Source organism: Pseudomonas sp. P106(2024) (genome assembly GCF_057480815.1).
Map to the genome: position 1 here is coordinate 386,798 of NZ_JBLIYU010000003.1, position 13,393 is coordinate 400,190.

Annotated in this window: 14 protein-coding genes; 9 read left to right on the plus strand and 5 right to left on the minus strand. The window is 66.3% G+C overall.

All coding sequences use genetic code 11. The annotated features are described in order from the left end of the window. Window positions 1–29: 29 nt before the first annotated feature. The 5 genes from fabB to AC25M7_RS08040 all read right to left on the minus strand — a co-directional run bounded on the left by fabB (window position 30) and on the right by AC25M7_RS08040 (window position 6,943). Entirely contained in the window at window positions 30–1,250 is a 1,221-nt protein-coding gene (gene fabB, locus AC25M7_RS08020; RefSeq protein WP_028690472.1) for a beta-ketoacyl-ACP synthase I, read from the minus strand. Window positions 1,251–1,261: 11 nt separating this feature from the next. Continuing rightward, entirely contained in the window at window positions 1,262–1,777 is a 516-nt protein-coding gene (gene fabA, locus AC25M7_RS08025; RefSeq protein WP_028690473.1) for a 3-hydroxyacyl-[acyl-carrier-protein] dehydratase FabA, read from the minus strand. A 206-nt stretch (window positions 1,778–1,983) separates the two neighbouring features. Next, window positions 1,984–3,909 (minus strand): response regulator, encoded by a 1,926-nt coding sequence (locus tag AC25M7_RS08030; RefSeq protein ID WP_028690474.1) that lies wholly within the window; start codon window positions 3,907–3,909, stop codon window positions 1,984–1,986. Continuing rightward, window positions 3,906–4,796 carry an ABC transporter substrate-binding protein gene (locus AC25M7_RS08035; RefSeq protein ID WP_069016225.1) on the minus strand — a complete coding sequence of 297 codons (891 nt, stop codon included), beginning with the start codon at window positions 4,794–4,796 and terminating at the stop codon, window positions 3,906–3,908. The genes AC25M7_RS08030 and AC25M7_RS08035 overlap by 4 nt, the downstream gene beginning before the upstream one ends. Then, the gene (locus AC25M7_RS08040) at window positions 4,796–6,943 is read right to left on the minus strand and encodes a TonB-dependent receptor plug domain-containing protein (protein ID WP_486970914.1); all 2,148 of its coding nucleotides are present in this window, start codon (window positions 6,941–6,943) and stop codon (window positions 4,796–4,798) included. The genes AC25M7_RS08035 and AC25M7_RS08040 overlap by 1 nt, the downstream gene beginning before the upstream one ends. A gap of 191 nt (window positions 6,944–7,134) precedes the next feature. Between AC25M7_RS08040 and AC25M7_RS08045 the strand changes: the two genes are divergently transcribed. The 9 genes from AC25M7_RS08045 to kdpF all read left to right on the plus strand — a co-directional run bounded on the left by AC25M7_RS08045 (window position 7,135) and on the right by kdpF (window position 13,390). Then, a complete protein-coding gene (locus AC25M7_RS08045) occupies window positions 7,135–8,160 on the plus strand; it encodes an NAD(P)H-dependent glycerol-3-phosphate dehydrogenase (protein WP_028690477.1) in 1,026 nt (341 codons plus the stop codon). Window positions 8,161–8,170: 10 nt separating this feature from the next. After that, window positions 8,171–8,518 (plus strand): DUF4389 domain-containing protein, encoded by a 348-nt coding sequence (locus AC25M7_RS08050; protein ID WP_028690478.1) that lies wholly within the window; start codon window positions 8,171–8,173, stop codon window positions 8,516–8,518. After that, window positions 8,515–8,973, plus strand: coding sequence for a phosphohistidine phosphatase SixA (gene sixA, locus AC25M7_RS08055; protein WP_062363695.1), 459 nt, complete (start codon window positions 8,515–8,517; stop codon window positions 8,971–8,973). Before AC25M7_RS08050 ends, sixA begins: the two co-directional genes overlap by 4 nt. Before the next feature lie 103 nt (window positions 8,974–9,076). Next, window positions 9,077–9,433, plus strand: a complete 357-nt coding sequence (locus tag AC25M7_RS08060; protein ID WP_028690480.1) for a hypothetical protein — start codon at window positions 9,077–9,079, stop codon at window positions 9,431–9,433. Between the two features lie 89 nt (window positions 9,434–9,522). Beyond that, window positions 9,523–10,311, plus strand: a complete 789-nt coding sequence (locus tag AC25M7_RS08065; protein WP_028690481.1) for an alpha/beta fold hydrolase — start codon at window positions 9,523–9,525, stop codon at window positions 10,309–10,311. Beyond that, window positions 10,308–11,162, plus strand: coding sequence for an alpha/beta hydrolase (locus AC25M7_RS08070; RefSeq protein ID WP_236248665.1), 855 nt, complete (start codon window positions 10,308–10,310; stop codon window positions 11,160–11,162). Before AC25M7_RS08065 ends, AC25M7_RS08070 begins: the two co-directional genes overlap by 4 nt. A gap of 102 nt (window positions 11,163–11,264) precedes the next feature. Continuing rightward, window positions 11,265–12,059, plus strand: a complete 795-nt coding sequence (locus AC25M7_RS08075; protein WP_028690483.1) for a DUF4892 domain-containing protein — start codon at window positions 11,265–11,267, stop codon at window positions 12,057–12,059. A 12-nt stretch (window positions 12,060–12,071) separates the two neighbouring features. Further along, window positions 12,072–13,124, plus strand: a complete 1,053-nt coding sequence (locus tag AC25M7_RS08080) for an AI-2E family transporter (protein WP_028690484.1) — start codon at window positions 12,072–12,074, stop codon at window positions 13,122–13,124. Window positions 13,125–13,300: 176 nt separating this feature from the next. After that, a complete protein-coding gene (gene kdpF / locus AC25M7_RS08085) occupies window positions 13,301–13,390 on the plus strand; it encodes a K(+)-transporting ATPase subunit F (RefSeq protein ID WP_011534724.1) in 90 nt (29 codons plus the stop codon). Window positions 13,391–13,393 lie beyond the last annotated feature (3 nt).

Sequence of the window (13,393 nt, forward strand, 5' to 3'; positions counted from 1 at the left end):
CGGGCGTTCTCGTTAAGCGGATCAGCCGATCACTTGCCAGTCCAGCGCTTGAGCACCAGGGTGGCGTTGGTGCCGCCGAAGCCGAAGCTGTTGCTCATGACCGTGTCGATCTTGGCGTTCTCTTCGGTCTTGCGCAGCACCGGCAGGTCGGCGACTTCCGGGTCCAGCTCGTCGATGTTGGCGGAGCCGGCGATGAAGTTGTTCTCCATCATCAGCAGGCAGTAGATCGCCTCGTGCACGCCCGCGGCGCCCAGCGAGTGGCCCGACAGGCTCTTGGTCGAGCTGATCTTCGGTGCCTTGTCGCCGAACACTTCACGCACGCCCTTCATCTCGGCGACGTCGCCGACCGGGGTGGAGGTGCCGTGGGTGTTCAGGTAGTCGATCGGGGTGTCGACGGTGGACAGCGCCTGCTGCATGCAGCGGATCGCGCCTTCGCCGCTCGGGGCGACCATGTCGTAGCCGTCGGAAGTCGCGCCGTAGCCGACGATCTCGGCATAGATCTTGGCGCCACGGGCCAGGGCATGTTCCAGTTCCTCGACCACCACCATGCCACCGCCGCCGGCGATGACGAAGCCGTCACGGTCGGCGTCGTAGGCGCGCGAGGCCAGTTCCGGTGTTTCGTTGCGCTTGGTCGACAGGGCGCCCATGGCGTCGAACAGGAACGACTGGCTCCAGTGCTCTTCTTCACCGCCACCGGCGAAGACGATGTCCTGCTTGCCCCACTGGATCTGCTCCAGGGCGGTGCCGATGCAGTGTGCGGAAGTGGCGCAGGCAGACGAGATCGAGTAGTTGATGCCCTTGATCTTGAACGGGGTGGCCAGGCACGCCGACACGGTGCTGCCCATGGTGCGGGTGACACGGTAGGGGCCGACGCGCTTGACGCCTTTTTCGCGCAGGGTGTCCAGGGCTTCCATCTGGTTCAGGGTGGAAGCACCGCCGGAGCCGGCAACCAGGCCGGTGCGCGGGTTGGAAACCTGCTCTTCGGTCAGGCCGGCGTCCTTGATCGCGTCCTGCATAGCGAGGTACGCATAGGCGGCGGCGTGGCCGACGAAGCGATAGACCTTGCGGTCGATCAGCTCTTCGAGGTTGAGGTCGATGGAACCGGAAACCTGGCTACGCAGCCCCATTTCCTTGTATTCCGGGTTGTAACGGATACCCGGACGGCTGTTGCGCAGGTTTTCGGTGACGGTAGCTTTGTCATTGCCCAGGCACGATACGATGCCCAGACCAGTGATCACGACGCGGCGCATGCGAATAACCCTTAGAAATTGTCAGTGGAGGTGAACACGCCGACCCGCAGGCCTTCGGCGGTGTAGATCTCGCGACCGTCGACGCTGACCGAGCCATCGGCGATGGCCATGTTCAGCTTGCCCTTCAGGACGCGCTTGATATGAATGTTGTAGGTGACTTTCTTGGCTTCCGGCAGGACCTGGCCAAAGAATTTCACTTCGCCCGAACCCAGGGCGCGGCCACGGCCCGGCAGGCCCTGCCAGCCGAGGAAGAAGCCGACCAGCTGCCACATGGCGTCCAGGCCCAGGCAGCCCGGCATCACCGGATCGCCTTCGAAGTGGCAGGCGAAGAACCACAGGTCCGGATTGATATCCAGCTCGGCGACCAATTCACCTTTGCCGAACTTGCCGCCTTCCTCGCTGATATGGGTGATGCGATCGACCATCAGCATGTTCGGGGCGGGCAGTTGCGCATTACCGGGGCCGAACAGCTCACCGCGACTGCAGCGCAGCAGGTCTTCCCGAGTAAAGGCGTGTTGTTTGGTCATGCGAGCTCCTCAATAACCCCCTGCGGCAGGGGATGAATCTTCCCGGCCGGCCCGAAGCGCTTGGCATTCGAGGCGGCAGCCTACAGGTAGACTATTGCGTTGTGGTGAAAGTCACAGCGCACCTGGCAAAAGAAGTACAGGTGTGCACTGAAATGTTATTTTCCGGCCCTGCGGCGGTCCTGTCCAGTCCTTAAGACTGCCGCACTTTAGCATTTATCGCCAGTCGCGGCTGTCCGACCCGGCAACCAGCGTTGCAGGATGCGTTGCAGATCGGTGCGTTTGAACGGCTTGCTCAGGTAATCGTTCATTCCGGCGGCCAGGCAGCGTTCGCGGTCGCCCTGCAACGCGCTGGCGGTCAGGGCGATGATCGGCAGGCCCGCGCTGCCCGGCAGCTGGCGGATGCGCCGGGTGGCCTCGTAGCCGTCGACATGCGGCAGGCGGCAATCCATCAGTACGGCGGCAAAGCGTTGCTGGCCGACCAGGTCGACGGCCTGGGCGCCGTCCATCGCCAGGCTCACCTCGAAACCGAGGCTGCGCAGCATCGCCTCGATGACGCTCTGGTTGACCGGGTTGTCCTCCACCAGCAGCACTCGCCCGCCGCCTTTGCCTGTCGCGCTGTCCTGGGGCGCAACGGGCAGGGTGGCGGGGGTGCTGGCCAGGGCCAGTGGCATTTCCAGGGTGAAGGTCGAGCCCAGCCCCTCGCGGCTCTCGCCGCGCAGCTGGCCGCCCATGCGCTCGGCCAGGGTGCGGGCGATCGACAGGCCCAGCCCGGTGCCGCCATAGCGCCGGGAGATGGTGTTGTCGGCTTGCTGGAAGGCCACGAACATCATCTCCAGGCGGTTGCTGTCGATGCCGATGCCGGTGTCGCGCACGGTGCAGGTCAGCCAGATCAACTGGCGATCGAGCACCTGCCAGCGGGCCTCGATGGCCACCTCGCCGCGCTCGGTGAACTTCAGTGCGTTACCCACCAGGTTCAGCAGGATCTGGCGAATGCGCGTCGGATCGCCCACCACCTGCAGCGAGTTCATGCCCGGCTGCAGTTGCAGGCGCAGGTCCAGGTTGCGCTGCTGGGCGCTGTGCTGGAACGACTGCACGCTGCTGGTGATCAGCTCGCCGAGGTTGAAGTCGATATGTTCCAGCTCCAGGGTGGTGCGCTCGATCCGCGAGAAGTCGAGGATATCGTTGATCACCTTGAGCAGGTGGCCGGTGGATTCGCTAGCCACGGCGGTGTAGTCGGCCTGTTCGCCGGTCAGCTCGGTCGTCTCGAGCAACTGCAGCATGCCCAGCACGCCGTTCATGGGGGTGCGCAACTCGTGGCTCATCATCGCCAGGAAGTCCGACTTGGCGCGGTTGGCCTGCTCGGCTTCTTCGCGGGCCTGGATCAGCTGGCCCATGGCCTGTTGCTGTTCGTGGGCGGCCTGGTCAAGGGCGCTGGCCAGGTTGTTGATGTGTCGGGCCAGGTGGCCCAGCTCACTGTCGTCGACCACCGGCAAAGGCGCGTTGAAGTCGCCTTGCTGGATCGCCCGGACCGCGTGGCCCATGTCGCTGATCGGCTTGGACAGGCTGGTGGCCAGGCGCCGCGCCAGCAGGAAGGTGAACAGCAGGGCGAACAGGGCGAGGATCGCAGCCTTGATCACGATCTCCTGCTGGCGCTGGCTGAAGGCGTCGTCGGACATGCCGACGATCACCCGGCCGAGATAGTCGTCGCCGATGTTCGGCGCTGGCGCCTTGCCCTGCAGGAAGTCATTGTCCAGGCGGATCTGCTGCAGGCGGATCGGCGCCTGGAACACCTCGACACGCTGGGCGCGGCTTTGGCTTTCGTTGGGTTGCTCGACGTACACCAGGATATGGTTGCGGCTGTCCTGCACCTCGAGGAAACGCACGTGGGGAATGCTCAGGGTGGCGCGCATCAGGCTCTCGAGGACTTCGTTGTTGCCCGAGATCACCCCGTACTCCGAGGCTGGCGCCAACTGGTTGGCGATCAGTTGCCCGGTGTGGTTGAGTTCCTGGCGCAGGTCCTGGATCCGCACGAAGGTGAAGAAGCTGATCAGCAGCAGGGTCAGCAACAGGGCGGGGCCCAGGCTGATGATCTGGGTACGGGTATGGATGTCCCAGCTCAGGCGCTTGCTCATGGGGTGGGGGCTCCTTCGGCGAGGGCCAGGGCGGCGGCGACCGGGTCGATCGCCTCCAGGCCAAGGGCGCGAGCTACCTGCTGGTTGCCGCTGACACCGAAGTGCGCGGGGTAGAGGCTGCGCGGCCAGCGGCCTGGAGGCAGGTCGAGCAGTTGCCCGAGCACCGCCAGCCAGTCGTCCTGGTCGCTGTAGGTGCTGGCCAGGGCGCCGGCACGGACGAAGCCGACGTTCGGCCCGATCAGCGCCATCTGTCGGCCATAGCTGCTGAGCAGCACGTTCTTGGCCGACTTGGAGTTGTACAGGTCGGGATCGTCCAGGCCGAGCAGCACGTCGCTGTTGCCCAGCAGGGCCTGCAGGGGACGGCTGTCGCGCAGGTCGGGCCAGTCCTGGGCGACGATTTCCAGGCCCAATGAACTGGCGGCCTGGCGCAGCTCGTCGAGCAAGAAACGGCTGTGTTCGCCGTACAGCACGCCGATGCGCCGTGCCTGCGGCAACAGGTATCGGGTCAGGCGCAGTTGCCGGGCCAGGGGCGGGTCGCTCCAGAGCAGGGTCAGGTAGGCGGGGCGCGAGGCGCCCAGGCGCTGCTCGGCCTGGACCCGACTGACCCGCAGCGCCAGCGCTGCCGGTCCTGCGGCCTCGCCCAGGCGCCATTCAAGGGCTGGGGTGTCGAGCAGGATCAGCCGGGTGTCTGCCTTGAGCTTGCCCGGGCTCGGCAGTTGCTCGACAGTCTGGAACCGTACCTGGTCGTTGGGGCGACGTTTTTCCAGGGCCGTGACGAAGCTGCGAATGCCGGGCTGGTCCTCGGCGCCCACCAGCAGGATTTCGCTGGCGGACAGCGATCCCAGGGGCCATAGGCACAGCAGCAACAGGCGCAGCAGACGGACCATCAGAATTCCAGCTCCGCGCTGATGCTCAGGCGGTGGCGGCTGTCGTAGCGGTTCTGCTCCAGGGTGACCGGTTCGTCGTCCAGGCGCTGCTGCCACAGCGCGGCCAGCTCCAGGTTGCTGCCGTGCACCTTGAAACGCTTGGCCAGGCGCAGGTCGACCCGTTCGTAACGGTAACCATTGAGGGCGTCGTCACCGTAGTAGAAAAGGGCGCTGGACCAGCCTTCGCCCCAGTCGCGCAGCCAGCCGGCCGAACCGCTGTTGCGTGCGCTCAGGCGCCGGTCGTTGGGGTTGCTGGCCCAGGCGTCGACGTAGGCGTAGGTCAGGCGCAGGCGATCGCGCTGGGTGGCGCGCCAGTCGAACTGCGCCTCGCTGCCGCTGAAGCGCGCCTTGTTGGCGTTGCTGGCGATGTACTGGTTGTTCCTCAACGGCTCACTGATCATCCCGGTGATCTCGTCATAGAACAGTTTCACGTCCATGCTCAGGTCGATGTCGGTGAAATAGCCGTTGTAGCCGAGCTCACGCGAGCGCATGCGTTCCTGGTCGAGGTTGCCCGGGCCGCGGGTCTTGACGAAATATTCGCCGTTCTGCAGGCCGTAGCGGTTGGGCGTGAGGTTCTTGACCGTGTAGCTCCAGTTGACGTTGTTCTCGAACATGTCCGGCGAGCGGATCGCCTCGGAATACACGGCGCGCAGGCCGTGGCGCGGGGTGATCAGGTAGTTCACCGCCACCCGTGGCGTGAGCGAGTTGCCAGACAGTTGCGAGTGCTCGTGCATCGCCCCGCCCTGGACGATCCAGTGTTCGTCGATGCGCCACTCGAGCTGGCCGAACAGGCGCCAGGTCTGGTCATCGATGCTGCCGTTGAAGTAGGTCTGCGAGTCGGCCTTGTCGTAGCGGTAGTTCATGCCGGTGACCAGGCGCAGGCTGTCGGTGAGGCTCAGGGTGTCCTGGATTTCCAGGTCGTAGCGGGTCTCGCGGGTGCTCTGGTCGACGTCGCCGCAGATCGTGTTGCGGCCACCGTTGACCCACTGGTTCTGTACCTGGCTCATCAGCGAGCCGAGCTCAGGGTTGGTGGTGCTGGGCAGGTTGCCGGTAAACAGGTTGCGCGCGACCTTCTCGGCGAAGTTCGGGTCGAGCTGCCACAGGCGGGTCAACTCCGGGCTGAAGGCGATTGCCGCGTCGCAGGCACGCCATACCTGCTGGCGGTCGAAGTGCTGGGCCGAGCCCTGCACATACAGGCTGTGTTCGGGGTTCAGGTCGATGTTCCAGCGCACCGAACCTGCGTAGTCCTTGGCGTTGACATCGGCATTGTCGCCGGCCCGGTAGTTGCCGAACACCGGCTGGTAGGTATAGGGCCGCTGGTTGCTGCCCTCCTTGGCCGCCAGTTGCCATTCCAGGGTCTGGTTCGGCGCCAGGGTGTGGCTGGCGTTGAGGTTGACGCGGTTGAGCCGGCGGCTGTCGCGGTAGTCGCGGCCGAACTGGTCGTGGTCGAAGCCATCGTCCTGCTGGCCGGAGAGCGACAGGCGCAGGTCGCCGCTGTCCCAGCCAAAGCCCTGGCTCGCGTAGTAATCGTTGATGCCATCCTGGCCGCGGCTCAGCTTGACCCGGGTGCCATGGCTGTCGGCCGGGTTGCGGGTGAGGATGTTGACCACCGCCATCAGCGCGTTGGCACCGTAGCTGACGGTGTTGGGACCGCGGAACACCTCGATGCGCTCGATATCCTCGATCGCCACCGGGATATCGCTCCAGTCCACCGTGGCCAGGCCCGCGCGGTATACCGAGCGGCCATCGATCAGCACCTGCATGCGCCGGGCATCGCTGACATTGCTGCCATGGTAGTTCACCGTCGACTGATTGCCGGCGCCGTAGCCGATCATCATCCCCGGCACCAGGCGCAGCAATTCGGGAATATCGCGGGCGCCGCTGGCGCGGATCAGCTCGCTGTCCAGCACGGTCATGCTGCCAGGCACCGCCGCCGGGGATTGTTTCAGGCGCGTGGCGGTCAGAACCTGCGGCAGGTCCTGGTTGTCGATGAACAGGTCGTCGGCCAGGGCCGGCCCGCCCAGCAGGGCGGTCAGCAATAGCAGGCGAGGATACGGGGGCGTGCCAGGGAACACGAAACGGCCTTGTTTCAGAAATGAATCAGGCATGTTAACCGACCCTACGGCTTTTGCCAGTGATCGGCGGATGGCCTATTGCCGCATCGCCCTCCTGAACTTTCCCTATTGTGTTCGGGTGCGTGGGCGCGGGCTGGCCCCACGATGCATACGCACTGGTTCTGTCGCATCGGCACCGTATAATGCCCGGGTCGCCACTTACTTTATTGGTTAACGGATTGGATATGACTGAACAGCAACCTGTTGCGGTTCTTGGAGGCGGCAGCTTCGGCACCGCCGTGGCGAATCTCCTGGCCGAGAATGGCCATCCGGTGCGGCAGTGGATGCGCGACCCGGCGCAGGCCGAGGCGATGCGCGTCGATCGCGAGAACCCGCGCTACCTCAAGGGCATCCGCCTGCATGACGGCGTCGAGCCGGTCAACGACCTGCTTGCCACCTTGCAGGGCAGCGCGTTGATCTTCGTCGCCTTGCCGTCGAGTGCCTTGCGCAGCGTGCTTGCTCCCCACGCCGAGCTGCTGCGTGGCAAGGGGCTGGTCAGCCTGACCAAGGGCATCGAGGCGCACACCTTCAAGCTGATGAGCCAGATCCTCGAAGAGATCGCCCCCCAGGCGCGCATCGGCGTGCTGTCGGGCCCCAACCTGGCCCGCGAGATCGCCGAGCATGCGCTGACCGCCACCGTGGTCGCCAGCGAGGACGAGGCGTTGTGCCAGCAGGTACAGGCCGTGCTGCATGGCCGTACCTTCCGCGTCTACGCCAGTGCCGACCGCTTCGGCGTCGAACTGGGCGGCGCGCTGAAGAACGTCTACGCCATCATTGCCGGCATGGCCGTGGCTTTGGGAATGGGCGAGAACACCAAGAGCATGCTGATCACCCGCGCCCTGGCCGAGATGACCCGCTTCGCCGTGAGCCAGGGCGCCAATCCCATGACCTTCCTGGGGTTGGCTGGGGTCGGCGACCTGATCGTCACCTGCTCGTCGCCCAAGAGCCGCAACTACCAGGTCGGCCATGCCCTTGGCCAGGGCCTGAGCCTGGAACAGGCGGTCAGCCGTCTGGGCGAGGTGGCCGAGGGCGTCAACACGCTCAAGGTGCTCAAGGCCAAATCCCAGGAAGTGGGTGTGTACATGCCGCTGGTGGCGGGCCTGCACGCGATCCTGTTCGAAGGGCGCACGCTCAACCAGGTGATCGAGCACCTGATGCGCGCTGAGCCCAAGACCGATGTCGATTTCATTTCCACCAGCGGTTTCAATTGAGGGAGCGACCATGAACGATACCCCCGAGCGCGCCGAGCGCGAGTCGATCATCCTGCGAGTGCTGTGGATGCTGGTATTCCTGGTGGCCTGGCAACTGGCCGAGCTGCTGCTCGGCGGCCTTGTGCTGGTGCAACTGATCTACCGGCTGGTCTATGGCGCGCCCAGCGCCAGCCTGATGAACTTCGGCGACAGTCTCAGCCAGTACCTGGCGCAGATCGGCCGCTTCGGCACCTTCCACTGCGACCAGAAGCCCTGGCCGTTCGCCGACTGGCCGACGCCGCGTGCGCCGGAGGGCGAGGCGCCGCACGCCGTCGCACCGGCAGCGCACCCAGTGCGTGACGAGGAGCCCAAGCTGTGAAGCTCTGGGTGCTGCGCCACGGCGAGGCGGAACCCCGGGCCAACAGCGACGCCGAGCGACGCCTGACCGCCCACGGTCGCGAGCAGGTGCTGCGCAGTGCCGCGCACCTGCTCGGCCAGCCGCTGCAGGCGATCATCGCCAGCCCCTACGTACGCGCCCAGCAGACCGCCGCCCTGGTGCACGGCGCGCTGGGCTTTGCCGAGCCGGTACGCACGGTGCCCTGGCTGACGCCGGACAGCGACGTGCAGCAGGTGATCGGCGAAGTCGAGCGCCTGGGGCTCGAGCATGTGCTGCTGGTCAGCCACCAGCCGCTGGTGGGCAGCCTGGTTGGTCTGCTCGAGCATGGCCATGGCCAGCAACCGGCGCCGTTGAGCACCGCGAGCCTGGCCGAACTGGAAGGGGACTGGCCATTGGCGGGGCTGATGACCCTGCGTGGCCTGCGTCATTCCGGCTGAGCCCTGGCAACTGGCATTTCTGTCAGTTGCCGGCCTGTCGTCTGGTCAAGTAGCGTGGCGCCGTGGCTGAGTCATGCAGCCGCGCAGGCACAGGGAGAGGCAAATGAGCCGTTATCGACTGGAGCTGGTGCGCTCCGTGAACCCGCAATCGCTGCTCGACAAGCTCAGTGATGCGCGTGCCCTGGACTTTGCGGAATACCGCCTGTTGCAGGACTGCGCCGACGCCAAGCTCGACGAGCTGATGCGCCGCTTCGAAGGCCAGTACGAACTCGAGCAGTTGCGCCAGGCCAGCATTCGCATGGCCCATTTGCTGCAGACCAGTTGCCTGGCCCTGCGCCGGTTGGCCGACAATGAAGCGGACCGCAGCCTGGCCCGCGAAGCGCTGGATTGGCAATTGGGCTACATGCGCGCCTGCCTGCACCGTTCGCTGGCCAGTCTCGAGCGCAGCCGAATGACCTGATCGCCACCGGCGATGACCTTTCCGAACGTTGCCGGCAGGGATCGGCTTACCGACAATGGGCCATCCATCCCCGTGCAGAGCAGGCGGCCATGTCGCAGCAGATCTTCTTCGCCCACGCCAACGGCTTTCCCTCGGCCACCTACGGCAAGCTGTTCGCCGCCCTGAGGCCGGACTACGAGGTATGTCACCTGGCGCAGCATGCCCACGACCCGCGCTTTCCGGTCAACGACAACTGGCAGAACCTGGTGGACGAACTGCTGCATCACCTCGAGCAGCAGAACGCGCCGGTCTGGGGTGTCGGCCATTCGCTGGGCGGCGTGCTGCACCTGCATGCGGCGTTGCGCCGACCGGAGTTCTACCGCGGGGTGGTGATGCTCGACTCGCCGGTGTTGACCCGCGCGGACGAGTGGCTGATCCAGGCCGCAAAGCGCCTGGGCTTCATCGACCGCATCACCCCGGCCGGGCGCACCCTGGGCCGGCGCGAGGCATTTCCCGATCGCGACAGCGCCCGTACCTATTTTGCCGGCAAGTCCCTGTTCCGCCACTTCGATCCGGACTGCCTTGAAGCCTACCTGGAGCATGGCCTGGAGCAGGGCGAGGAAGGCCTGCGCCTGCGCTTCGACCCGGCCACGGAGATCGGCATCTACCGCAGCATTCCCCATGTCAGTCCGGCCCGGCCACGCCAGTTGCAGGTGCCGTTGGCGATGGTGCGCGGCGCCCAGAGCCGGGTGATCCGCAAGCACCATGCCCTGGCCGTGCGCGCCATGGCCAAGGGCGAGTACCACAGCTTGCCCGGTGGGCACATGTTCCCGCTGGAACGGCCCACCGACACCGCCGGCCTGATCAAGGGCCTGTTCGACCGCTGGAGCCAGGCATGAGCGCCCAGGTCGAGGAGATCCGCCTGACGCTTGGCCATATCGAGCTGGCCGCGCACCTGTTTGGCCCGGCCGACGGCCTGCCGGTGATCGCCCTGCATGGCTGGCTGGACAACGCCAACAGCTTCGCCCGCCTGGCGCCGCACCTGAAGGGGCTGCGCATCGTCGCCCTGGACCTGGCCGGACATGGCTACTCCGGGCATCGTCCAGTCGGCGCTGGTTATGCGCTGGCCGACTACGCTCATGACGTGCTGCGGGTTGCCGAGCAGCTGGGCTGGGCGCGCTTCGGCCTGCTCGGCCATTCGCTGGGGGCGATCATCTCGGTGCAACTGGCCGGGGCCTTGCCCGAGCGGGTCAGCCACCTGGCGCTGATCGACGGGGTGATTCCGCCGACGCTCAGCGAACAGGACGCCGCCGAGCGCTTGGGGCTGGCGTTGCAGGCGCAACTGCGCCTGGAAGGCAAGCGCAAGTCGGTGTACGCGACCCTGGAGGAGGGCGTCGAGGCGCGCATGAAAGGCATGGTCGCGGTCAGCCGTGAAGCCGCCGAACTGCTGGCCCAGCGTGGGCTGATGCCGGTGCCCGGCGGCTACAGCTGGCGCAGCGACAGCCGCCTGACCTTGCCCTCGCCAACCCGCCTGAACCAGGACCAGGCCATGGCCTTCGTCAAACGCATTGCCTGCCCGGCCTGCCTGGTGGTGGCCGCCGATGGCATGCTGGCGCGCCACACGCAGCTGCTGGAGCAGCTACCCTTCGAGCAGGTGACCCTGCCGGGCGGCCACCACCTGCACCTGAACGACGCCGAGGGCGCGGCCCTTGTCGCAGACTGTTTCAATCGCTTCTTTGGCATTCCTTGACTTGCACCGGACAACTGTCGAGGCTTGGCGGGTTGAAAGGGAGACAACCATGTACATGCCAGACATCCAGGCGCCTTGCCCCGCCACCTGCGAGGGTGGTCGATGAGCGCACCTGTTTTCGTTCGCGGCGCCATCGCCGCCTGCCTCGCCATCGCCAGCCCCTTGCTATGGGCCGGCAGCCTACCGGTCCCGCCTGACGCCAAGGTGGTCGACCAGCGCCCGGCGGTGGAACAGGAGCGGGTCTACCCCCTGGGGCCGCTGCGCAAGATCAGCGGTCGCCTGCGGGTCGACGACAAGGTCGAGAGCCGTGGCCAGGTCAGTTCCGTGACCTACGAATTGCCGGTCGAGCGCAGCGCCCGCGAGGCCTTCACCAGCGCCCGCGAGGCCCTGCAGCAGGAGGGCGGCTATCCGTTGTTCTGGTGCCAGGGCCGCGATTGCGGCGAAGCTAGCCTATGGGCCAACGACGTGTTCGCCAATGCCCGGCTCAATGGCGGTGACGAGCAGCAGGCGTTCATCCTGCTGCGCCGTTCCGCCGAGGAAGCCGACACCTTGGTGGCGCTGTACAGCGTGACCCGCGGCAACCGCCGCGCCTACCTGCATGTCGAGGAGTTCGTCGCCGGCAGCCCGCTGGGCGAGCTGCTGCCCACCGCCGCCACGGTGCTGCGCGAACTGCGCGACACCGGCAAGCTCGACTACCCTGATCTGGCCGAGCCCCAGGCCACCTGGGCAACGTTGCTGGCGCGCAGCCTGAACCTCGACAGCACCCTGCGCGTCAGCCTCAGCGGCAAGGGCGCCGAGGCCTGGCGCGAGCAGCTGGTCAAGGCCGGGGTGCGCAGCGCCCGGCTCGAGGTTGGCGACGCCCCGACCGAAGGCCTGCACCTGGAACTGATCCGTTGAGTGAGCGCCACCATGGCCAACAATGACCGCCTGTTGATCCAGATCCTGCTGCTGACCCTGCTGGGCGCCGCGCTGTGGGTGATGGCGCCGTTCATCTCGGCGCTGCTGTGGGGCGCCATCCTGGCGTTTGCCAGCTGGCCGCTGATGCGCCTGCTGACCCGCGTGCTCGGTGGGCGCGAAACCCTCGCCGCGAGCCTGCTGACCACGGTGTGGATCCTGCTGGTGGCGCTGCCGCTGGTGTGGCTGGGTTTCAACCTGGCCGACCATGTGCGCGATGCCACCGCGTTCATTCGCGACGTGCAGGTCGATGGCCTGCCGGACGCGCCCGCCTGGGTGGCGGGCATTCCGTTCGTGGGCGAACGCCTGGTGAGCTGGTGGGAGTCGTTCGACCAGCAGGGCGCGGCCTTGCTGGCCTCGGCCAAGCCGTATCTGGGCCAGGTCGGCAACTGGTTGCTGGCGCGCAGCGCGCAGATCGGCGGCGGGGTGCTGGAGCTGACCCTGAGCTTGGTGTTCGTGTTCTTCTTCTACCGCGACGGGCCGCGCCTGGCGGCCTTCGTCCACCGCCTGCTGCAACGGCTGGTGGGTGATCGCGCCGAGTACTACGTCGACCTGGTGGCCGGCACCGTGCAGCGGGTGGTCAATGGCGTGATCGGTACCGCCGCGGCCCAGGCCCTGCTGGCGCTGATCGGCTTCCTGATCGCCGGTGTGCCGGGGGCGATCGTGCTTGGCCTGGTGACCTTCATGCTCAGCCTGATCCCCATGGGCCCGCCGCTGGCCTGGATCCCCGCCACTGCTTGGCTGGTGTCCAAAGGCGACTATGGCATGGCGGTGTTCCTCGGCATCTGGGGCACCTTCGTCATCAGTGGCGTGGACAACGTGCTCAAACCGTACCTGATCAGCCGGGGCGGCAACCTGCCGCTGGTGATCGTGCTGCTGGGGGTGTTCGGTGGCCTGATCGCGTTCGGCTTCATCGGCCTGTTCATCGGGCCGACCCTGCTGGCGGTGGGGTACAGCCTGCTGCTGGACTGGAGCCGCAATTCCGCGCAGCACACGCCGCAACGTTGATCTTTCGGGCCTCTTCGCGGGTAAAGCCGCGAAGAGGCCCGTGCAGCGATCCGGTGGACCTGATCTTTACGCTTTCTTTATGCCCTGACCCCACCCCCGATCTCGCCCCTTTACGCCCCTCCCTCGGACAATTTCCCCAAAGCGGCCTTCACGCCGCAACCAGGGGAGATTCACTCATGTACATGCTTGACGGACTGTCACTGCTTCTGGCGGTGGCGTTGGCGGTTTACCTGCTGGTGGCGCTGCTGCGCGCCGACCGCGGCTAAGGG

What these genes read in the sequence shown, in the direction of transcription:
- fabB (WP_028690472.1), bottom strand. Translation starts at nt 1,250, where the DNA reads ATGCGCCGCGTCGTGATCACTGGTCTGGGCATCGTATCGTGCCTGGGC.
- fabA (WP_028690473.1), bottom strand. Translation starts at nt 1,777, where the DNA reads ATGACCAAACAACACGCCTTTACTCGGGAAGACCTGCTGCGCTGCAGT.
- AC25M7_RS08030 (WP_028690474.1), bottom strand. Translation starts at nt 3,909, where the DNA reads ATGAGCAAGCGCCTGAGCTGGGACATCCATACCCGTACCCAGATCATC.
- AC25M7_RS08035 (WP_069016225.1), bottom strand. Translation starts at nt 4,796, where the DNA reads ATGGTCCGTCTGCTGCGCCTGTTGCTGCTGTGCCTATGGCCCCTGGGA.
- AC25M7_RS08040 (WP_486970914.1), bottom strand. Translation starts at nt 6,943, where the DNA reads ATGCCTGATTCATTTCTGAAACAAGGCCGTTTCGTGTTCCCTGGCACG.
- AC25M7_RS08045 (WP_028690477.1), top strand. Translation starts at nt 7,135, where the DNA reads ATGACTGAACAGCAACCTGTTGCGGTTCTTGGAGGCGGCAGCTTCGGC.
- AC25M7_RS08050 (WP_028690478.1), top strand. Translation starts at nt 8,171, where the DNA reads ATGAACGATACCCCCGAGCGCGCCGAGCGCGAGTCGATCATCCTGCGA.
- AC25M7_RS08060 (WP_028690480.1), top strand. Translation starts at nt 9,077, where the DNA reads ATGAGCCGTTATCGACTGGAGCTGGTGCGCTCCGTGAACCCGCAATCG.
- AC25M7_RS08065 (WP_028690481.1), top strand. Translation starts at nt 9,523, where the DNA reads ATGTCGCAGCAGATCTTCTTCGCCCACGCCAACGGCTTTCCCTCGGCC.
- AC25M7_RS08070 (WP_236248665.1), top strand. Translation starts at nt 10,308, where the DNA reads ATGAGCGCCCAGGTCGAGGAGATCCGCCTGACGCTTGGCCATATCGAG.
- AC25M7_RS08075 (WP_028690483.1), top strand. Translation starts at nt 11,265, where the DNA reads ATGAGCGCACCTGTTTTCGTTCGCGGCGCCATCGCCGCCTGCCTCGCC.
- AC25M7_RS08080 (WP_028690484.1), top strand. Translation starts at nt 12,072, where the DNA reads ATGGCCAACAATGACCGCCTGTTGATCCAGATCCTGCTGCTGACCCTG.
- kdpF (WP_011534724.1), top strand. Translation starts at nt 13,301, where the DNA reads ATGTACATGCTTGACGGACTGTCACTGCTTCTGGCGGTGGCGTTGGCG.